At 58.4% G+C, this 20,427-nt stretch carries 13 protein-coding genes; 6 read left to right on the plus strand and 7 right to left on the minus strand.

The window, feature by feature from the left end; translation table 11 throughout:
* Nucleotides 1–43: 43 nt before the first annotated feature.
* The 3 genes from AC13DD_RS07925 to AC13DD_RS07935 form a co-directional block, all read right to left on the minus strand.
* A complete protein-coding gene (locus AC13DD_RS07925) occupies nt 44–9,871 on the minus strand; it encodes a DUF6603 domain-containing protein (RefSeq protein WP_286803148.1) in 9,828 nt (3,275 codons plus the stop codon).
* Nucleotide 9,872: 1 nt separating this feature from the next.
* Nucleotides 9,873–10,469, minus strand: coding sequence for a hypothetical protein (locus tag AC13DD_RS07930; protein ID WP_273071005.1), 597 nt, complete (start codon nt 10,467–10,469; stop codon nt 9,873–9,875).
* A 397-nt stretch (nt 10,470–10,866) separates the two neighbouring features.
* On the minus strand, nt 10,867–11,742 hold the full coding sequence (locus AC13DD_RS07935; protein ID WP_039881921.1) for a LysR family transcriptional regulator: 876 nt from the start codon (nt 11,740–11,742) through the stop codon (nt 10,867–10,869).
* A gap of 94 nt (nt 11,743–11,836) precedes the next feature.
* Here AC13DD_RS07935 and AC13DD_RS07940 point away from each other — a divergent pair, with 94 nt between their 5' ends.
* Nucleotides 11,837–12,337 carry a lactoylglutathione lyase family protein gene (locus tag AC13DD_RS07940; protein WP_008172104.1) on the plus strand — a complete coding sequence of 167 codons (501 nt, stop codon included), beginning with the start codon at nt 11,837–11,839 and terminating at the stop codon, nt 12,335–12,337.
* A 52-nt stretch (nt 12,338–12,389) separates the two neighbouring features.
* Here the strand turns inward: AC13DD_RS07940 and AC13DD_RS07945 are convergent, their stop codons facing one another.
* The 3 genes from AC13DD_RS07945 to AC13DD_RS07955 all read right to left on the minus strand — a co-directional run bounded on the left by AC13DD_RS07945 (nt 12,390) and on the right by AC13DD_RS07955 (nt 13,527).
* Nucleotides 12,390–12,926, minus strand: a complete 537-nt coding sequence (locus AC13DD_RS07945) for a GNAT family N-acetyltransferase (protein ID WP_008172106.1) — start codon at nt 12,924–12,926, stop codon at nt 12,390–12,392.
* Between the two features lie 98 nt (nt 12,927–13,024).
* Nucleotides 13,025–13,288: a Txe/YoeB family addiction module toxin gene (locus AC13DD_RS07950; RefSeq protein ID WP_008172108.1), complete on the minus strand. Its 264-nt coding sequence runs from the start codon at nt 13,286–13,288 to the stop codon at nt 13,025–13,027.
* On the minus strand, nt 13,285–13,527 hold the full coding sequence (locus AC13DD_RS07955) for a type II toxin-antitoxin system Phd/YefM family antitoxin (RefSeq protein ID WP_008172109.1): 243 nt from the start codon (nt 13,525–13,527) through the stop codon (nt 13,285–13,287). The genes AC13DD_RS07950 and AC13DD_RS07955 overlap by 4 nt, the downstream gene beginning before the upstream one ends.
* A 210-nt stretch (nt 13,528–13,737) precedes the next feature.
* Here AC13DD_RS07955 and AC13DD_RS07960 point away from each other — a divergent pair, with 210 nt between their 5' ends.
* Together AC13DD_RS07960 and AC13DD_RS07965 are read left to right on the plus strand one after the other, a co-directional pair.
* A complete protein-coding gene (locus tag AC13DD_RS07960) occupies nt 13,738–13,983 on the plus strand; it encodes a type II toxin-antitoxin system CcdA family antitoxin (protein ID WP_008172111.1) in 246 nt (81 codons plus the stop codon).
* The gene (locus tag AC13DD_RS07965) at nt 13,983–14,300 is read left to right on the plus strand and encodes a CcdB family protein (RefSeq protein ID WP_008172112.1); all 318 of its coding nucleotides are present in this window, start codon (nt 13,983–13,985) and stop codon (nt 14,298–14,300) included. Before AC13DD_RS07960 ends, AC13DD_RS07965 begins: the two co-directional genes overlap by 1 nt.
* 272 nt (nt 14,301–14,572) lie before the next feature.
* Here the strand turns inward: AC13DD_RS07965 and AC13DD_RS07970 are convergent, their stop codons facing one another.
* Nucleotides 14,573–14,920 (minus strand): 4a-hydroxytetrahydrobiopterin dehydratase, encoded by a 348-nt coding sequence (locus AC13DD_RS07970; RefSeq protein WP_104271417.1) that lies wholly within the window; start codon nt 14,918–14,920, stop codon nt 14,573–14,575.
* A 128-nt stretch (nt 14,921–15,048) separates the two neighbouring features.
* Between AC13DD_RS07970 and imuA the strand changes: the two genes are divergently transcribed.
* The 3 genes from imuA to AC13DD_RS07985 are packed head-to-tail and all read left to right on the plus strand — an operon-like array spanning nt 15,049 to nt 20,285.
* Complete coding sequence (imuA, locus tag AC13DD_RS07975) at nt 15,049–15,738, plus strand: translesion DNA synthesis-associated protein ImuA (RefSeq protein WP_092031874.1); 690 nt, start codon at nt 15,049–15,051, stop codon at nt 15,736–15,738.
* Nucleotides 15,739–15,747: 9 nt separating this feature from the next.
* Nucleotides 15,748–17,166 (plus strand): Y-family DNA polymerase, encoded by a 1,419-nt coding sequence (locus AC13DD_RS07980; RefSeq protein WP_008172120.1) that lies wholly within the window; start codon nt 15,748–15,750, stop codon nt 17,164–17,166.
* Nucleotides 17,166–20,285 carry an error-prone DNA polymerase gene (locus AC13DD_RS07985; protein WP_053114932.1) on the plus strand — a complete coding sequence of 1,040 codons (3,120 nt, stop codon included), beginning with the start codon at nt 17,166–17,168 and terminating at the stop codon, nt 20,283–20,285. Before AC13DD_RS07980 ends, AC13DD_RS07985 begins: the two co-directional genes overlap by 1 nt.
* Nucleotides 20,286–20,427: the final 142 nt, after the last annotated feature.

Below are 20,427 nucleotides of genomic sequence, written 5' to 3' on the forward strand. Positions count from 1 at the left end.
TTGCTATCCTCTTTCGCCGGTCTCTGCGTGGATCTGCCCGGCGTTAATCGTCCTGTGCCGGCACCCATTCGATCTCACAGTTGCTGCCGCCAACGGCGCGCAGCCTTGAAACCGTTGCGGGCAATCCCTTTTCCGCAATCAATTCGGCCATCGCCTCAGCCGAGGCGACCGCCCCAATCATTCCCGCAATTTCACGGGCGCCGCCCTGCAGGGCCCGAACGGAAACACCGGAATAACCGGCAAGGGAATTGATTTCAAACAGCAGCACCGAGCGCGCCCCTGCCTGAACAACCACCGGCTGAACCGGCTGCCTGAGGTGCCGTGCACCGTGCAGCTCTATTTCCACATCACTGGCAGACCGACCCTCACCGGCTTTCAGAATCACACCAACACAGGTAACCGTGTGATCAAACCGGGTAGACACGGCAGCCGCACCACGCACCACATTCTGGGCCAGATGCCACCCCACGGAGGCTCTTCCGGCTGTGCCGTTCAGCGACAGAACGCATCCGGCCCCCAGCGCTGATCGACCGGTCAGGCGAACCAGTCTGGATTGATCGTGCCAGCCCACAATTCTCAGACCAGTGGCGCGACCATCGCCTCCACCACTGGCCTGCACGGCAATTGTCGCAGTGTGTTTCGGAACGGCGATCTGACGATCCTGAACCTGCTCATCGGCAACCACAGCACCATTGCCCAATAACATGACCACTCGTGCCGCGCCGGTGATCTTGAGTTCAGGCCGGGTATCTTCCCCATCAATTGCGGCATCCGGAGATCGCATGGTGACTATATCTCCCGGGCGCAGTTTGCTACCGGGCGCCTGGGGGACCGGTCCAGCTCCTGTTCCGAGGCCCTTCACATAGGCGGCCCCCGCACCCGAGCCAACCCGGCCGCCGAGATACGTCTGGCTGGCGCTGGTAACGCTGGTGCGAGGTACAGAGCCACGAACAACGACCGTCAGATCGTTGAAGCTGGACGGAGCATGGGTTGTGTTTAGTTTGATCGGCAGACTGCGGCCCAGTCGGCCGCGAACGGATTCGGTGGACGGTGCCGGACGGCGCTTGATGCGTTTATCCGCAACGGTTGTGGTCGCATCCCGCAAGGCTACGCCCGCCCCGTTGCTCATGAATCCGGTCACGAACGGCTTCGTTGGTTTGATGACCCGGGGGCTCTCATCCAGAGACATGAAGGCGGTCGATCCGTTGCTGGCATTCGACGCCTCCAGGCCATCCATCAGTGTGCCAAACATGGGTGGCGCGGTGCGGGAGCTCTCGTAGATAGCCTGCGCTTTGGCACTGCGCTGCCCTGTGGCCAGAAGCCCCTCGGGTAACGCGCCGGTGCCGTCCGCAAACAGATACTTCCGGGCTTCAATAAAGGCTTCATCAATGCTCGCGCTCTCGGCAACAACTCCCAAAGCGGTGGCCCGGTTCAGGTTGTCGGCCCGCAACGTACCGGCGGCAGACAACGGAAGTGGGCGCCGGCCTGCTTCAACCCGGTAGTAATCGATTTCCGGGCCGGTTTGCGAACTCATGTCCGCCTCGGCAACCATCTTTAACCGGCTGCCAGCGAAAATAACCTCGCCTTTCGGAATGGGACTGGAGGGTTGCTCGGGATCTTCTGGCGGCCCCCAAACACCGATCGGGAAGGCTTCCAGGCCATAGGTAGGACCTTCCTCGGCAGTCTTTTCGTCCTTCATGCCCTCCACCAAGGGGCGCAGGTCCGAGGTGCGATCCGTCCATGTGTTTCCAACCCTGCGCTCAAGGCGAATTTCCAACTCACCCTTCAACCCGGCGGCGTTCATTGGGCTCAGCCCCATCGCTACCGCGGCGCCACTCGGCAATTTGGGCGTAATGTCCTTGTCGATGGCCGGGTTGTTGAAGTCAAACCGGGTGACCGGGCCGGTTGCGACAACCGACACTTCGAACTCTGCGAAGACTTCGAAGGGCCGCTCATAACTACCGTCACTGGAGGGTGCCGAGGTTTCACCCTCCGTGGACGCGGGCAATGCCCCCTTACCCGCTGCCCCCGAGAGCGTCCGCGCCCGGCCCGGCGAGGTTTCTTCCAGATACTTGGGTACGAACTCATCCCAACCCACGAATATGCCGCGAATCTCGCGGGAACTGCCGAACTTCACCTTGATGTCGCAAGGACCTACTTCGATGGTCGCCTTGCCCAGGAAATCAGGCCCCTCGACCTCAATGCGAGCACCAAGACTGATGCTGATTCGAATGGTACCCAGGAAGGTTTTTATCTTCACACCGGCGGAAATGCGGGCGTAGGCGTCCGCCATGAAGTAGAACGGATCGAAATAGACAATGGCATTCGCACCAAAGGCTATGCGGGCCCAGGCGAAGCCAAAGTCGGCACTGACCTCCACTGCCACCCCTGCCATCAAGGCTTCTGATGTGAGGGCAAAGTAAGAGACACCCTTGATCACAATGGCGTTGGACACCCGCCATTGCAGGCCCAACCTGGCAACAATCGGATACCCGTCACGCTGAAAGCTGGGATGATAGCCACCCAAGGTCAGAACAAACTGGCCCGCATTGGGGCCGAGCCACCAGGTAGCAAAAGCAAAGCCCCCCGTCAGTCGGACTTCGGGGTACAACAGCCAGCTATTGTCGGTAAGCTGCGCCTGAATCAGGAACAGCCCCTCCGAGGACGAGAACCGGGCTAGCAACCCCAGCTCAATGGATACCAGTGCGGCCTGGGGCCTGGGCAAAGCCATTCGAGCCAGACCAAAGAGATTGAGTTCCAACCCGTTGCCCACGGAAACCGACAACACCGCGACACCGTCCACCAGAGAAAAGCTGGTAAAACTGATGCCGGCGGCAAACCAGAAGTTACCCGGCTCCGGAGGGAAGTATTCGGCAAGCTTTCGCAACTCCTCCAATGGATCGGAGGACACGCTCGCCGCGGGATCCAGAGCCTTGATGAAGGGGTATTCGCCAAACTTTGACAGGTCATCCGGAACGCGTAGCCCCCGTTTGATACCCAGACCGCCCCCAATACCAGTCAGGAAGAAGGCGGGAGGACCACCAATGGGGCCTTGAATGGCACCGAATACAAAGAACGAAGGCAGCCCTTTGTCGTCGCTGTATCCGCCGAACAAGGAGAGTCCATACACCCCGAAGCGACCCATCAGCATTCCGACGTAGCCGATCTGTCCCTCCAGGTCTGTTTTCAGAAGACCACCAGCGATAGACAGACCACTGAAGTCCCCGGAAACACCCAGGCCTTTCAAATCGACCGCCCAGTTGGTCAACTCGAAAACGTCCCCACCGAGCCAGTGCAGGCCAAGCTCCTCAACCGATGCCGTTAGCCCGAACAGTGAGACGCGCGCATCGAACAGCAGCGAAATCCCGGTAACGGACCCATCAACTTCGGTGACATCAAAACCGAATTGCTCGAGATAAAGCGGGCCTAACTGTCTCTGGATCGCCAGCCACCAGGGGCCAGGCGGATCCCCTGCCCGCAATGAAATGCCAAGGTCGCCGCCCGGGTTCTTCTGAATCGCCAACGCCGGGCTGAAGGCAGGACGGGCCGAGGGCGACGCATCGTTTCCGGCGTCGCTCATGATGTTATTGGCAACCGCATTGTCGCCGCCAGCCGCCGAGGGCACGATGGCCAGCCCATCAAGCTGAACCTGAACGCCGCCACCTAACCCTGCCGGCACCGCCTCGCCGTATAAATGAACGCCGATGGCGTCGATACTCATAATACCCAGGTTCAGCAAAGGCCCTGCATTTTTGCCAACGCGAACGCCCAGACCAGCGATGGAGAAACCCGCATTCAGTTGAAAATCGCTGCCGACCTTTTCAACGAGCAAGATCGACAAACCCGGCGCGATTCCGGGCGACGTCACCCAGTTGGCGACCACTTCGAGATCCACCGTCGGGTCGCTGCCGCCGAGCGAAATACGCTCGCCCGGGGGCAAAGACACGAAGATGCCTGCAAGATCGCCGTTGCGGGTGAAGCCGACATCCACTTTGCCATCAATGGTAATTTTCAGGTTGTGGTCGGCCAGGTTGAAGCCGAGCTGGAACAGGCGCTTCAACAATGCTTCCGGGTCGACGATGTCGTCAAACAAAGTGGGATCAAGAGTTGGTGTGCCACCGGTGAACAGGACATCCTGCAGGGCATCAACCGCATCCGCTCCCAATGTACCAAGTGCTTCCAAGGTGACACCCGCTGCCATGGAAACAGCCTGGGACAGGAGCGCCAGGGCCACAGCTGCGGGCTCGCTGTCTTCTGTTTCACCGGACGGCGACTCTTCAACAACAACCACCCGCGGCGGCGTCTGATTCAAAGCCCACCGGAACTGAACGGACTGGTCACCCGCACCATCGGTGACGAGACCAAGGGCGGCCATTCGGGAGAAACCGGCGCCGGACACGCCGGCTTCAATTTTCGCTACAGGGCGAAGAATCAAACCATTGCCAACGTCGAATCCGCTTGCCACATAGGAAACAGCAACTGCAACGCCGCTCGCGCTGAGTCGCACCCGGTCGAATCCGACCGTTCCGACATCCGCTATCGAAAGAGCCGCGGCCAGTTCAATGGCAGGGCCCGTGGGGCTGGCATCCAGAGTGATCTCCACAGGATCCGTGCTACCCAGTGACAGTCGACAGATTCCCGTCGCAGGCGTCGATGTCGAAACGACAGTACCCGCAGGGTCGAGAGCATTGGCCAACTGCGAAATTGCGGTAACAACCAGATTGGGCAGGCGGGATAAAAGTACCCCGGCGGGGTCTGCGGCAAAGGTCTGAATTCTGGCGTCGGCAAACTGATTGGATTCCAGAAGATCCAATGCGCTACCCAACTCAAACACTGCCGTAGCCACATTTTTTTGCAGCGACGGCGTCGGGTTGGCCCTTTCGGCAATCAATGCGTTAAGCGCGACCGGGATGGCCATACCTGCTCCAGTCGCCAGAAGTGATCCCAGGCCCGGTCCCGAAGGGTAAATCTGCATGGGCGCTGCAGGGGCAGCCCGCAAGAGGTCGATGCGAATGTCTGGCGATAGGGAGATAGCAACGCCCTTCCCATCAAAGGTCGCCGAACTGGAAACGAGGGTGCTAATCGAGCCGTTGGTGGCTATGGACAGGCCGCCGCCCAGGCTGATGATGACCGGAGTCGCGCCCAATGAATGACTTGTTTCGATGGCGACGGCTACATTCAGCCGTTCTGAGGCCACCCCGTAGGTTACGGACACCTCATTACTGAAATCGAATCCGCCTCCGGTGAAGCCGGGTATCAACAACTGGCCGAGCGCATCGAACGCCTGAATCGCCTGGCCAAACGGGTCGGCCTTCCAGGGTGCAGCGCCTGTCTTCAGCCAACCCACCGGGTCCATAAACAACGCCCAGGGCAGCAACACCCTACGTGAGGGCAGTTCAGAAGGCGGCGCCAGCAAATCCAGGCCATCCATTATCACCTCAATGGCGACCCTCGCATCGTCAGAAGCGGTTTCGCGGAGGTGATCAACTAATCCCGCCAGAAGCGTTGACGGGATGAATCCCGCTCCCAGTTTCGCCAGGGCGGCCTGCTCGGAAGTGCTTAGCGATGAGAGAAGATTGATTGACGTCGCGGACAATGAACCGGGAGTTTGCCAGGCAATAGTCAGGGCGGGTGAAACTCCACCCGTTGCTGCACTGGCTACAAGCCGAAGACCACCCACATCCGGCTCGATTGCGCCGATGGAGCCGGAGATGGAGGCCGAGGATGCCGAAGCAAATAGCGTCAGGCCCAGTGGAACAAGGTCTGCCGCCACATGGTTTACGTCCAGAGCAAAGGCGCGGGAGTTCAGATCGACGGCAATGGTTGCCGCATCGAGTGCCCAGGATATCTCGGCGCCTGCGCCACCAAATCCGCCAAGCGCCCTTAGTGCGCCGGCAAGGCTGGCCGGAGATGCATCTACCGCCGCGTTGATTGCGGCACTGGCATCCAGAATAAGCTGATCAAAACCTTCCGGATCATAACCACCTCCGGCAACCAGCCCGATGTCGGCAAGCAGTTGGCTGAGATCCGGAGATGCCGCAGCCAAGCGCCCCACAACTTCGGCCAGAATCAAATGAACCTCAGACGTGGGCAAGCTCGGCGAGGCTACACCAGCCCCGCTTTCAATCACCCACTGGTCCCGCCGCACCCCGAAGCAGTTGGCCTCGTGCAGAACTATCCGGGCGCCAGATACCCGCGTGCTACCGGCCAAGGGCAGGTACAACCGGGCAGATACCCAGCGCACCTCAATGTCGTTCTGGCCGGCGCCCGGGCCACCAACAAGCCAACCATCCTGAACGCCGAAATGCAGATCCAGGATGACCTGCCTGTCTGTTTGCACCTCAAAGCCATCGCCACCGGGGCCTCGATCGCAGGTCGCCAGTTCCAGGATGGCCCCCGCCCCGAGGAAGACGCCGCCGAGATTGGCATCAATAACTGGCAGATCCACACCGGCGTGCAGTTTGGTTGGTGGCGTTGCCGGAGGCTCATAGGTTTCGTGGCGGTAGGCAATGGCACCGGCAACGGTTGCAGCAAGACCGGCTTCCAGGGCTTCGGCGTCAAGGGCGCCGAATACCGCGTCTACCGGAAGGCCTGACCGGATCGCTTGCTGGTCCGCCCGCAAAAGCTCATCAAGGCTGTCGGGTGTTAAACCGGCGGCCCGGGACGCCCGCTCAAGAACATAGCCAAACTGCAAGAGGGCGTTGGATTCTCCGGCAATCTCCTCTTCGTTAATCGTCTCGGGCTCTGGTCGCTGGAGCTGCAAGAGGAGCCGCAACGCGTCGCCGCTCAACCCCGACAACAAGCCATTCAGGGAAACCGGCGCCCAGGGCGCGCCTACCGTTGCCACCCGATCAATCGAAGTGATCGTACTTGCCGCCTTGATGGCAGCCGCCCCGGCGGAACCGAAGGCAACAACCGTTATGGGCGTGGCCCGATCCTGCAACACCTCGATCAGGCGCTGGCATTGCTCGTCTATGGCACCACGATCAGGTCTCGCTGCCGCGGCTGTTGTTGGATTCGGCAGGCAGATGGACCAGTGTCCGTTGGCGGATGCCGGAACGCCGGGTCCGCTGACCTCTCCCCGAACATCCAGGCTGTCGCTTCCGAAACAGGTACTCCAGAGGTCCTCACAGCCCACGTAAACCACAGAGTCAGGTGCGCTTCCGAAGGCTTCCTGCGGCAACAGGTTGATGGCACCGAATGCCACCAGTTCACGATAGCTCAAGCCTCCAATGTCGATGCCATTCACACCGGTTGGCAGCGAGGCTGGGCGGCCGATCAGGCCGTCGGTACCGGTGAAGCGATCAATTAACGCCTGAAACCCCTCGTCCAGGCGGTTCCGGCCCGTCATCAGATCGGCGAGCTCCGGAAGCTCCGTACCTGCCGCCCGAATCGCTTCTGCAATGGAGGCCAACTCCGTCGGCTCGCTGGAATCGAAATTGCCAGCTGGAGGTTGATACCGCCCGCGGTGGATGTCGCAGCCAGGGTCCAGCCACACCGCAACGCCCGGCGCCCTGGAGTCTGCGGCAATGGCGGCTCGATACGGCGTGCGTTCATTGCCATTGCCCAGCGGTGCCCACTGGCGGAAGCCGCTGAAAAGGTATGAGAGCGGGCTCATCGCCACCCGAACATTGCTGCAATTCAGTACCAGATCACCCATCCAGGATTTCAGAGCAGCTTCCGGGTCGCTCAAAAGCTGCTCAATGGATAGACGAGCTCCCTCGCCATTCCAGCCAATCAGGTCCGTAAGCGCGGTGATAATCGGCGAGCCCAGTCGCCGAAGCAACGCGGCCACCGCGTTTTCGATGCCCCCCCAATCCGCGCTAAAGCGGACCGTGCCATCGCTGCTGAACTCAGGCAGCGGCAACGGAACTTCGATGGTTGAACTGTCGGATGCATCGACGGCTTCAACTTCGACTGACAGGTCTGGCGCATCCACACGCACGGCAAAGCCCGTTGAAGCCCCCCAAACCACCGAGGCACCGATCGACCGGGCCGAGACATCAACCTGCCCCATATCCAGCCTGAGATCAGATCCATCGGCTTCCCGCAGCCGGGTGCCAGCGTTAATTCGGCTCAGGAACTCCGCACTCGGCGCCGAAAAATTCAGCCGCAACAACCTTGCGCTGACAAAAACGTCTGATCGCTTGTCGTCCAGAACAGTGTTTTCGAGGCGAGCTTCCAAATCAAAATTGATCCAATCACCGTCGATCGAAACCTCAAGCGCTACAGGGTCCAGATCAATGCTCCAGGGATCCGCTGCCGTCCCGGCGCCCGAAACACTGGTTGAGTTACCGGTGATGAGTTCCTGGGTTGACGTTAAAACAACCGCCATGGCTGCCGGCGAGGCAACGAGTGAATTCCAGTAGGCGGCCGTTTTACCCAGAGGGTCGGTCAGGAGTTCGATCGCCGAAGGGCCGGAGATACCGGTGGGCGGATCAAGCCCCAGCAGTTGGGAACAGATCTCGCCGGGGCGACCCAGAGTGGCCAATGCAGAAACCAAAGCACCGTCGACCAGGCTCTCGGCGGCGTCCAGCGCGGCATCGGGAGACGACAGATCCAATAGCTCATGATTGGTGCCGCCGAGCGTGACGTTGTGAGCCGTCAATGCAAAAGCCGGTTTTCCGCCGGTCAGAGTAATACCGGTTTTGATTGACCCAATTGCCGGGTCGCCCGCAAGCAGTGGCGACCCCATGCCCGCTACCTGCCCGAATACAGCAAGAAGCGACAAATTCGGCACGGCTTTGATACTGCCATCCAGGGTTGCCAGCGTAAGCAGGTCCACCTGCGCCTTCACTTCCGCCCCGGCCTGAGGTCTGAGCGAACCTTCCAGCCAGGGCGTGATGATCAATCCCCCGGCAGCTGACGACGCCACACGTAAACCAACGGCTCCGGCCAATGATCCGTCACTGAACTCAATGGCGCTTCGGCCAGAATTGACAGTACCGCCGAGCAGCGTGGCCCACTGGCCGAGCCAGGCATTGCGAGCGGGTGCGGAAGAAAGGATGGATTCAATCCAGCCGGTCAGCGCAGACACGCCATTTGTAATCAGTGACTCCAGCGGAAATGGTGGAATATTCGGAACAGATCTTAATCCCGCCAAACCGGTGAGCGCCGCAAACGGAGCGGTCGCCGCATTGGTGGTATCGAGCGCCTCGGCCTGGGCCTGAATCAGGCCCGTCATGAATTCCAGAAAATCGGAGCTCAGCTCGTTAATGTTATCCACGGTGAGCTCAAAATCCCTGGGCGCATTGGTGCCAGGGAGCTGAAGCCGTTCAAAACCGAGACTGAATTCCAGATCATCAGAGGGGCTGGTTGGAACGTCCACACCCACGGATACGGCGCCAATGTATAGGTCCCCTGGCGCAGGGGCATCGTTGGAAATAATGACTTTGATGGCTAATTCGATGTGCGCGTCGTCCCGACCCAACACCAGCCAATCGGGTTGCGCCCCGGAAATGTCCAGCGCTCCAGCGCCTTCCCGTTCGAACTGGAATACCGGAACATAGGCACTTACAGAGATTGCGGGCACTGAGCTAGCGCTGTCGTATTCGATGCCAAATCCGACTCTGGCGCCGTTGTCGGCCTCCTCCACCACTACGAAAACAGTCGCACCGGAGTCGCTGAAAAGCGGGACCCAGATAGCGCCCCCTTGCTCTTCCCTGTCCGGTGCTCCCAGCACGTCATCAACAAAAGCGATCAATGCCTCTCGCTGCTCGTCGAGGTACATCATCGAACTGAGGCCGCGCTTGCTACCGTTGGGATTGCCTAACGGGTCCTGGAACCAGTCACCCTGTAGTTCACCGTCTCGGGTCAGGCCAACTGCTTCCGCCAGTGTGCCAAAAACGTCCAGATTCTGGTCAGCACCCATGTCAGACTCCCGGCATCAGTGAAAACCGGGCAACAGGTTGCACCAGCATTTTGTTCGGAGCAGCGGCGATCGCGCCAGGAACCAGCGGCAAACCACGCTTGTCGTTGCCAACCTCGGCGCAGAACACGGAAGCGACTTCCAGCACGGACTCCCAGGCGAACGCCTGAATCGCGTCCCGCCAGGCCAATATAAGTTCTTCCGGGCCCTCGAGGTCTTCGAACGTGGACATAACAAGGCCGCTTGGCGACTGTTTGGTGCCAACGCCAATCGGTACCGGAATACTGAGCTTTCCATGCTCTTCGCATTCCGCGCTCACCGTTACCGTGATAACGCCGCTGGAGAATTGAATACGGGTTTGGTCACTGTGGATGAGCAACTCGCTGTCGCCTTTGGTCCAGACAACCAGGGGTGTGCTTTTTCGCGGCAAATCGAGAACCAGTCGAACCACTTCCGAAAGCACACGCTGGGCGTCTTTACCGGGAACAGTCAGCAGGTCTGGTGACAGGTCACCGACATCAAGCAGAACATCAGCATCGATGCGGTTTAGCCAATCGAATTGGGAGAAGTCGACGGTGATAAAGCGGGCGAAATTTGCCATAGCGATCCCTCGCAGCGAATGCCTTGCGCAGGTTTCGAGACCGGCAGGAAAAACATCCTTCTTTCCCGTGGTAGCCGGACTGCAGCATCAAAACCCTGTTGCGTAGATTCAGGCCATAGGCCCCGGAAACAGCAAACAGCGTCATGAATTCAAGCTATGACATAAGGGAGTATAGGCAGGGTGAAGGAGGGTGCAAAAAAATTGGATAAATTTTAATCAAATGAGCCGATTAATCATACATATCATGAGTATCGGATCATGATTAACGGGCTTTCAAGGCCCCGGAATACCCGCTTCGGCGTTGGTCAAGAAAGGTCGCAGGTACGTCAAATCAGGCATGCGCCTTCCAAAATAATGTGAAAATCTGGTGACTGCGCAGAGTCATTCAAAACCTGCCTCAACCATTCAGCCACCGCTTGGCCTCAGCTATCACAGTATTCATTCTCGCCTGAAGTGATCGATTCCGGGGAACGCTGAGATACAACGTTTCGCTGACCGGGTGAGAGAGACGATGAGCTTTGATGCCCTCAGACTTTTCAAAGGCCTCAACGGCATGTGCTGGTAAAACAGCAAAGCCCAGCCCCAGGCTGACCGGCTCCAGGATCAAACCGATCTGGTTCGAGAACCCCTTTCTGGGAAACAGGCTACTGTGCTGAAACTCGGTGTAATTGGCACCAAGAAGCAAGCCGGCGTGATGACTTCCATCAGGGTGGTCGATAAACCCGAGGGTCATCAACGTCTCCCAATCCGGTTCTTCGACCGTAGCAGGTGTTACCAACAGCAGTGATTCTTGCGCGATGGGCGTACAACTCACTTCCGCCAGGGTAGATTTTGCCGTCATGAATCCGATATCAACAGTGGATTCGGCGATTGCCTTTTCCACATCAGGATTCGGCGCAAACCGGTAATCAATAATGAGCTTCGGGTGCTTGCTCTGCAGCGACAACAAATGAGGATACAGCTTCAGCCCCACACTTCCCGGAGACATAAGCCGCACAGTTCCCTCATAGGGCGGGTCCTCACCAACTGTTTGCTCAAGATTCGACAACGCCAGGAGAATGTCCTGCGCCTCGGCATAAAGCTTTTCGCCGGCACCCGAAAGCGAAAATTGTTTCCCCTGTCTGACGAGCAATTCCGTACCAAGCTGCTCCTCAAGCTTACGCACATGCTGACTTACCCCCGATTGTGTCATGTGGAGACGTTCGGCTGTGCGGGTGAAATGTCCCACTTCAACCAGCGTGCAAAACGAGCGTAACCAGGTGGTATTTATCATTACTTTTCGTAATCTTTTAAAGAATAAATGATAATTTTAACTGATAAACACCAGCATGTAACCTGCTCTCAGTCTCACTAAAGGAGGACAGGCAATGAGCAACGTGTACCCAAGAAATTTCTCGCACATCGGCATATCCGTGCCGGACCTTGAGCAAGCCGTGAAGTTCTACACAGAGGTTATGGGTTGGTATTTGATTATGGAACCAACCGAGATCGAAGAGGACGAAAGCGCCATTGGGGAGATGTGCACCGATGTTTTCGGTGCCGGCTGGGGAAGCTTCCGTATTGCTCATTTATCGACGGGCGACAGAATCGGTGTGGAGCTTTTTCAATTTAAAAACCAGACCAACCCGGAAGACAATTTCGAGTACTGGAAAACCGGCATCTTTCACTTTTGTGTGCAAGACCCGAACGTCGAGGAATTGGCTGACCGTATTTTGGCTGCTGGCGGGAAAAAACGCATGGAGAAGCCGCGCTACTATTATCCCGGCGAGAAGCCCTACCGGATGATCTATATGGAAGACCCGTTTGGCAACATTTTAGAGATCTATAGCCACAGCTATGAGTTGATATACAGCGAGGGTGCCTACTGATAAAGGCCAGAACAGTTCAAGGGGGCTTTCCGAGGCGGAGAGCCTCCTGGATTTACCAATACTGAGGATCGTTGAATGCCTCAACGCAACACGCCTGCCCCAGTGGGAGTTTAATACTGCCGCCATCCAACGACTGCCCCAGCCACCCCTCTGGATGGGTTAATTTAAATGGCGCTTCCGCAACCTCTTGAGGTACGTGTTCGAAACCCGCTTTTGAATAGTAGTTCGGATCACCATAGGTGAAAATGAGTTCGACACCCCGTTCACGCAAGTGCTCAATGCCAAAATTAATCAGTTTTTGACCAACGCCTTTCCCCTGATGGTCCGTATCAACGGCTACCGGTGACAACATAAAAGCGTTTACGCGGGAACCGAACGACAATCTCGTGAAAAAGATACACCCGACTATCTGCCCTTGCTCGGTAGCGATGAACCCGAACATGTCATCGGTTTCGGTCCCGTTCATCAACTCATGCACCAGATGGCCAATCAGCTTTTCCTCGGACTCACCTTCCGAATCAGAGAATGTCCGGGTAAACAGGACCTCGATTTCCTGACGATCAGACTCGCTAGACTTCGAGAATTTCATGGCTTGAAAACCCTATTGAGTTCCTTGAAGAACAGGCCGTTTTTATACATAACGGGAAGCAGTGGAAAAATTGTCCGGCGACAGCGGCTGGCTATGGATTATTCGTAGTGGCTCCAGAGCCTGAGGACTTTCACCACTTGCTCGTCCTCTAGCACTTGGTAGACCAGACGGTGCTGAATATTGATTCGGCGTGAATAGGCTCCCGAAAGATCACCTATGAGCTTCTCAAGCGGAGGGGGCTTGCGGTATGGATCTTCTGCTATAAGCGCCAACACTTCCTGGGCTTTTGGTTTGAGACCGCTGAAGGCCAGCTTTTTTGCATCTTTCTGGGCTTGCTTGGTGTAAACCAACTTCCATGTCACCAGTCCAGCTCCTCATCGCATTCATCCTCGGGGGTATCCATCCCCTCACGAATAGACTCCCGCATACCAGGCACGGAGAGCAGGTAAAGCGTTTCCTGAATTGCAGACCAGTCTTCCTCGGATACCAGAACCGCTTTGTTCCGCTTTCCCATGATGACGATTGGTTGGTGGGACTCGGCGGTCTCGTCGATCAACCGATATAGGTTGCTGCGCGCCTCAGTTGCTGTGATTCCGGTCATGACGCACCTCTTGTATGTTCAACTTTTAAACAAGTGTACGCTCTTGGGTACGTACGTCAAGGCGAACGTATTGCATAACGCCCTGGCTTTGCGGAGCGACGAAGCGCCAGCTCAGGCGCGTCCGACAAGAGCCTTTGGCTAAATTCTTGAATGCGCACTATCATGCGCATAAACTGAGGCCATGCATTAAATAGCCACTTGGAGGCTGGAATGGCCGAACTCTACAACACAGCCGCACCGAAAAAAGCTGCGAACCTCTCAGTCAATAGCGATCTACTGCGTAAGACCCGTGAACTGAACATTAACTTGTCTGCTACCCTGGAGCGAGCCCTGAAAGAAGAGCTTGCCAAACGCGAAGCAGAACAATGGGTTGAAGAAAACAGGTCTGCGATAAAAAGTTATAACGATTTTGTCGAACAACATGGATGCTTCGGCGATGAATTCAGGGAATTTTGATGGCACAGTTCGATGTATACCTCAACCCAAGTAAAACTAGCAAAGCTCACTACCCTTACCTTGTCGATATTCAAAGCAGCCTGCTGAGCGAACTGGCAACTCGTATCGTCATTCCTTTGGGGAAACGCTCCGCATTCGGTGGCGAAGCCATGCAAGGACTCACCCCAGAAATCAGCTTTGCAGACCAGGAGCTTCTCCTGTTGACCCCGCAAATTTCCTCTGTTTCTGAAAAGCATCTCAACAATCCGATTGGTTCTCTATCACATTTCAGAGATCAGATTGTTGGAGCCCTAGACATGGCTATCACTGGCATTTAGCAGCTAATTACACGAACGCGTTCGTATATCACCCGTTTATCAAACTCCTAAAACTGTTTTTGGAGTGCAAAGCACAGTTGACGAAGGCTTCTAACTCTCCCAGTTACTGGCTGGAATTCGCTTAACGTGGATGTGGCTGATAAGCCGGATGATGAGCTCTTCCCTGCCGAGCTTCAGGGTCAGGGGGTTATCGGTGCGGTTTTCAACCATTCGTCTGGTGGTCTCCGGTCCGGAAGGAGCACGGCGGAAACCGGGTTCCGCCGTGATTGGGATTATTGCATGTCGTTGAAAGCAGCGTCGGTTCTCGCTGCCAGGATGAAGTCGTTCTTGTGCAGGCCGCCGATTTCGTGGCTCCACCAGCTCACTGCAACTTTGCCATATTCCAGAACAACCACCGGGTGATGGTCTTCTTCTTCGGCAAGTTCGCCAATCTTGTTGGTGAACTCCAGGGCCTTCAGAAAGTTTTTAAGTTTGTAGACCTTATGAAGCTGTTCTTCCCCGTCAATTTCCAGAATTTCCCAGTCTGGGACCTCTTTATGCAGCTGCTGCTTTTCTTCCTCGGTCGCCTTGCTTGCGTTCGGGCTGCAAGCTTCACAGCTGTGTGCTTTCAGGTCACTCATTTCAACCTCCATGGTTGATGGCTGTATTACAAGCGTGGGTCGTGCCCTTCGCTTTATCAACCCTTCTCTTGAAATCCGGCGGCTTTCCGAATACTGTATATTTAAACAGTATTTTGAGAGTTTTCATCATGAGCGAGCTTCTGAACACGCTGATGCAGGATGCCCGTGTCTGGCAGGGGCACCGCCACACCCAGACCACACAGCCTGCGCAATCAACCGGTTACCAGGTGCTGGATAACCAGCTCGGAGGCCTGGGCTGGCCCCGGGGTGCCTTGAGCGAATGCCTGCTGGATGCACCGGGTATTGGTGAGCTGCATTTGCTTCTGCCGCTGATGCAACGGGTGTGCGAAGAGGGCAAAAGCGTGTTCTGGCTGAACCCGCCGCATACGCCCTATGCCCCTGCCCTGGCCCGGGAAGGCGTCAACCTGGACCAGGTGGTGCTGATCCATACCGATGATGAGGGCGACTTTTTGTGGACACTGGAGAACTGCCTGCGCTCACCAGTAACAGGCCTGGTAATGGCCTGGCCGGGCAAGCTGGCCTCACGGGAAGTCCGTCGCCTGCAACTGGCCGCCGAAGCCGGGAGCAATGTGTGTGTGCTGTTCCGGGAACGACGTTACGCCGGGCAGAATTCTCCGGCTGCCCTGCGGCTGGAGCTGGAACCGGGGGAGCAGCAGGATCTCAAGGTGAATGTGCTCAAGCGCCGGGGTAGCTGGCCCGGGCAGCGCTGTTCACTGGCCATGGCCCAGCGGGCCGATCTCTCCTTCCGTGAAACCACCCGGGTTGTCCGGGGCCCCTGGTCGGGTTCAACCGGGTAATAACGCTCCATGCTCTGGCTGTATCTGCATTTCCCGCACCTGGTGCTGGACCATATTCGGCGCACCCGTGAAGATGAGGGCGCCCTGGTGGTGGTTGAAGGCTCTGGCCAGAAGGTGATCCAGGCCTGCCCGGACGCCAGGAGCCAGGGTATTCGTAGCGGCATGCGCCTGAAAACCGCCATCAGCCTGGCTCCGGATCTGGGCATGGTGCGGGCCGATGAAACCCAGGAAGCCAGGATTCTGGAAGATCAGGCCCGCTGGCTGTACCGCTATGCGGCCCATATTGTGTTGGTGCCGCCCGATGGTCTGCTGGCCGAAATTGGCAGCCTTCAAAAACTGTATGGCGGGCTGCCCGCCGTTTGGCAAACCGTGGAACAGGGGCTGAATGAGCGCCAGCTGAATGCCTGGATCGGTATTGGCTATACCCCTCTGTCGGCCCGGCTGATTGCCCGCGCCGGCAAGGGGGAATGCACGGCAGACAAAGGCCACATTCTTCGAAGCCTGAGCCAGATGCCCCTGTTGGCAGCTGAATTCAACGAGAAAGCCTGTACCCGTTTGCAGCGCCTGGGGCTGAACACGTTGGGGGAGGTGTTTGATTTACCGCCCGGCGAACTGGCACGGCGTCTGTCTCCGGAGTTACTGGCTTACATCCAGAAAATCCAGGGCACCCGGCCAGATCCCCGCACGCCCTGGCAGCCGCCCCACTCGTTCCGGCAACAGGCGGATTTTGTGCAGGAAATAGAACACACCCAGGGGCTGCTGTTTCCGCTCCAGCGCATGCTTGTCGAACTGGAAGAGGATCTGTGCTGGCGCCAGCAGGATACCGACAGCCTGCGGCTGGTTCTGAAGCACCGGCATGCGGAACCAACCCGGCTGCAGATTCGCACATCCGGGCCGGAGCACCGGGCCGATCATTTCTTGAACCTGGTTCGTCTGCGGTTGGAGCAACATTCCCTGAGCGCCCCGGTTATCTCCATGGTTTTGCTGGTGAAGCGTTTCCTGTCACGGGAAGCACCCTCCGGGCAGGATCTGCTGGGTGAAACCCAGGATCTGAATGAAGCCTGGCATACCCTGATCAGCCGGCTGCAGGCGCGCCTGGGCGATCAGGCTCTCAGGCAGCTCTCGCCCCAGGCGGATCATCGTCCCGAACGGGCCTGGTCGGCCTCGGAAGTTCTGCGTAAAACCGGAACGCCGCCAGTACCGGCAGCAGAACTGCCCAGGCGGCCGCTCTGGTTATTGAAAGGCCCGCAACCGCTGACCGAGGCGCCCGTTACCTGGTTTTCCGGGCCTGAGCGCATCAGCGGTGGCTGGTGGGATGGCCAGCGCGTGCACCGGGATTATTACATTGCCCAGTTGAGCAGCGGCCAGTTGGCCTGGGTCTTCCGGGATGCCCGGGAAGGCTGGTTTGTGCATGGGTGGTTTGGCTGATGTCCGGGCAGCAGTATGCAGAGCTGTTTTGCTTCAGCAATTTCACCTTCCTCACCGGGGCCTCTCATCCCCACGAACTGGCTGAGCGAGCGCATGAGCTGGGCTACACCGCCCTGGCCATCACCGATGCCTGCTCCGTTGCCGGCATTCCCCGGGCCTGGGCGGCGCTGGCAGAAAGTCCTGTAAAACTCATTACCGGCAGCTGGTTTGAGTTGTCGGATGCCCCCACCGGCGCCGCTTCTCCTCGCTTTATCCTTCTGGCCCGCACGCGCAAAGGCTATGGCCAGCTTTGCCAGTTGATCACTACCGGCCGCCGGCGGGCTGAGAAAGGCCATTACCAGCTGTATTACCGGGACATTGAAACCCACACCCTGGATGACTGCCTGTGTCTGTGGCTGCCCCCATCGCCTACCGAAGCGGATTCCGATCAGGCGCTGGCCTGCGGCGAGTGGCTGGCCCGACTGTTTGACCCCCGGATCTGGATTGCCGCGGCCCGCACCCTGGAATCCGGCGAGGAGCAGCGGCTGGCACGGATACACTGGCTGGCCGATCAGCTGCGCATTCCCGTGGCTGCCGTGGGCGAGGTGCACATGCACAGCCGGGAGCGCCAGCCGCTGCAGGATGTACTGACAGCCCTGCGCAATCACACCAATCTGGAGAATGCCGGCCACTGCCTGTTCCAGAATGGCGAGCGATACCTGCGCCCCCTGCCCGTTCTGCAACGGCTGTTTCCGGAAGCCTGGCTGCATGAAACCCTGACCATTGCCAACCAGTGCACCTTCGAGCCCGGCAGCCTGCGCTATGAATACCCGCCAGACCTGGTGCCGGAGGACGAGACTCCGGCCGGCTACCTGAAACGGCTGACCCGCGAAGGCGAGCGCCGGCGTTACCCGGATGGCACACCACTGCAGGTTCAGAGCCTGATCCGCAAGGAGCTGGGCCTGATCTCGGAGATGAACTACGAGCATTACTTCCTCACCATCCACGATATTGTCGACTTTGCCCGCAGCCGGGGGATTCTCTGCCAGGGGCGGGGGTCGGCAGCAAACTCTGCGGTTTGTTATTGCCTGGGCATCACCGAGGTGAACCCGGCCCGGGTGGAACTGCTGTTCGAGCGGTTTATTTCCAAAGACCGAAACGAACCGCCCGATATCGATGTGGATTTCGAGCACGAACGTCGTGAAGAGGTTATCCAGTATATCTACCGGCGTTATACCCGTGAGCGCGCCGCCCTGGCTGCCACGGTGATCCGTTACCGGCCCAAAAGCGCCATTCGGGATGTCGGCAAGGCCCTGGGGTTTGATCCGGCCCTGGTGGAACAGCTGCTGGAAGGCATCGACTGGCGGGACAAGGCCACCAACTGGCGCCAGCAGATTCTCGACAAGAAAATCACCCGCAACCCACAGGTGGCGGACCAGTTCTTCACCCTAGTGAATACCCTGCTGAGCTTCCCCCGACATCTGTCCCAGCACGTGGGCGGTTTCGTGATCAGCGCCGGGCCACTGGCCGAACTGGTGCCAGTGGAGAACGCTGCCATGGCCGACCGCACCGTAATCCAGTGGGACAAGGACGACCTTGAGAGCCTGGGGCTGATGAAGGTGGATGTGCTGGCCCTTGGCATGCTCTCCGCCATTCGAAAAGCGCTGGAACTGATCAGCGATGAAAAAGGCCAGCCTTTCCGGATACAGGACATTCCCCAGGAAGACCGTGACACCTACGCCATGCTTCAGACAGGCGACAGCATCGGCGTATTCCAGGTGGAATCCCGGGCCCAGATCAACATGCTGCCCCGCCTGAAACCGGAAACCTATTACGATCTGGTGATTGAGGTGGCCATCGTTCGGCCGGGCCCCATCCAGGGTGACATGGTGCACCCGTACCTGCGCCGAAAGCACGGCCTGGAGCCGGTGGATTACCCGAACGATGCCGTGCGCAAGGTGCTGGAGCGCACCCTCGGTGTGCCCATCTTCCAGGAACAGGTGATCAAACTGGCCATGGTGGCGGCCGGCTTCTCCGCCGGCGAAGCCGACCAGTTGCGCCGGGCCATGGCGGCCTGGAAATCCCACGGCGACCTGACCCCGTTCCGGGAAAAGCTAGTCACCGGTATGCTCGAACGTGGTCACGATGCCGACTTCGCCGAACGGCTGTACCAGCAAATCTGCGGCTTTGGCGGCTATGGCTTCCCCGAATCCCACGCCGCCAGCTTTGCCCTGCTTGTCTACGTCTCCGCCTGGATCAAACGGCACTATCCGGCGGCCTTTTACTGTGCCCTGCTTAACAGCCAGCCCATGGGGTTCTATTCTCCCTCACAACTGGTGCAGGACGCCCGCCGGCACAATGTCACCGTGCTGCCGCCGGATGTAAATGCCAGCCAGTGGGACCACAACCTGCAAGACGAAGACCGCCATCTGCGACTGGGCCTGAGGATTATCCAGGGTCTGTCCGTTAGCGGCGCCGAGCGTATCCACCAGAACCGGCCAGCCGAGGGCTACCGCTCTGCCAGCGAGCTTCGCCGCCTGGCCACCCTGAACCAGCGGGATATGGAACTCCTCGCCGGCGCCAACGCCATGCCGGGCTTCACCGCCAACCGCCACCAGGCGTACTGGCAACTGCTCGACCATGAACAACCTGCGGAGCTGTTCGCTCAGGAGACGGCGGTCGATTATCAACCGGACTACTGTGAGCAATTGCCGGAACCCTCCGAAGGCCAGAACGTGCTGGCCGACTACGCCAGCCAGGGCCTCACCCTGCAGCGTCATCCGCTAGCGTTATTGCGGGAACAGGGCCACCTGAAGTTCTGTCTCAGCGCCGAACAGCTCAAATCCACCAAAGCCGGCATCCCTGTCCAGGTCGCCGGCCTGGTCACCGGCCGCCAACGCCCCGGCTCCGCTTCCGGCGTTACCTTCGTCACCCTGGAAGACGAAACCGGTAATGTGAACGTGGTGGTGTGGCTGGAAACGGCACGGCGACAGCGCAAGCCGTTACTGACTGCCCGATTGCTGCATGTGATGGGAGTGCTGGAGCGACAGGGGGACATTGTGCATGTGATGGCAGGTCGGCTTTCGGACCTCAGCCACCTGATTCAGTCGTTACCCGTGAATTCCAGGAATTTTCATTAGACAATCGGGATAGGGGGGAGCCATGAGGCTCCACCCCTCCCACACCACCCGGCATGCGGGTCCGCACCGGGCGGTTCGAGACGTTGAGGGTTCACGAGAGTCTCGGCACTCCCAACCGGTCGAAGTAGGCAATCGTCAGGAC

The organism is Marinobacter sp. L-13, assembly GCF_056857715.1.

Bases quoted from the DNA above. Each gene is read 5' to 3' on its own strand.
- AC13DD_RS07925 (WP_286803148.1), bottom strand. From the start codon at position 9,871: ATGGGTGCTGACCAGAATCTGGACGTTTTTGGCACACTGGCGGAAGCA.
- AC13DD_RS07930 (WP_273071005.1), bottom strand. From the start codon at position 10,469: ATGGCAAATTTCGCCCGCTTTATCACCGTCGACTTCTCCCAATTCGAT.
- AC13DD_RS07935 (WP_039881921.1), bottom strand. From the start codon at position 11,742: ATGATAAATACCACCTGGTTACGCTCGTTTTGCACGCTGGTTGAAGTG.
- AC13DD_RS07940 (WP_008172104.1), top strand. From the start codon at position 11,837: ATGAGCAACGTGTACCCAAGAAATTTCTCGCACATCGGCATATCCGTG.
- AC13DD_RS07945 (WP_008172106.1), bottom strand. From the start codon at position 12,926: ATGAAATTCTCGAAGTCTAGCGAGTCTGATCGTCAGGAAATCGAGGTC.
- AC13DD_RS07955 (WP_008172109.1), bottom strand. From the start codon at position 13,527: ATGACCGGAATCACAGCAACTGAGGCGCGCAGCAACCTATATCGGTTG.
- AC13DD_RS07960 (WP_008172111.1), top strand. From the start codon at position 13,738: ATGGCCGAACTCTACAACACAGCCGCACCGAAAAAAGCTGCGAACCTC.
- AC13DD_RS07965 (WP_008172112.1), top strand. From the start codon at position 13,983: ATGGCACAGTTCGATGTATACCTCAACCCAAGTAAAACTAGCAAAGCT.
- AC13DD_RS07970 (WP_104271417.1), bottom strand. From the start codon at position 14,920: ATGAGTGACCTGAAAGCACACAGCTGTGAAGCTTGCAGCCCGAACGCA.
- imuA (WP_092031874.1), top strand. From the start codon at position 15,049: ATGAGCGAGCTTCTGAACACGCTGATGCAGGATGCCCGTGTCTGGCAG.
- AC13DD_RS07980 (WP_008172120.1), top strand. From the start codon at position 15,748: ATGCTCTGGCTGTATCTGCATTTCCCGCACCTGGTGCTGGACCATATT.
- AC13DD_RS07985 (WP_053114932.1), top strand. From the start codon at position 17,166: ATGTCCGGGCAGCAGTATGCAGAGCTGTTTTGCTTCAGCAATTTCACC.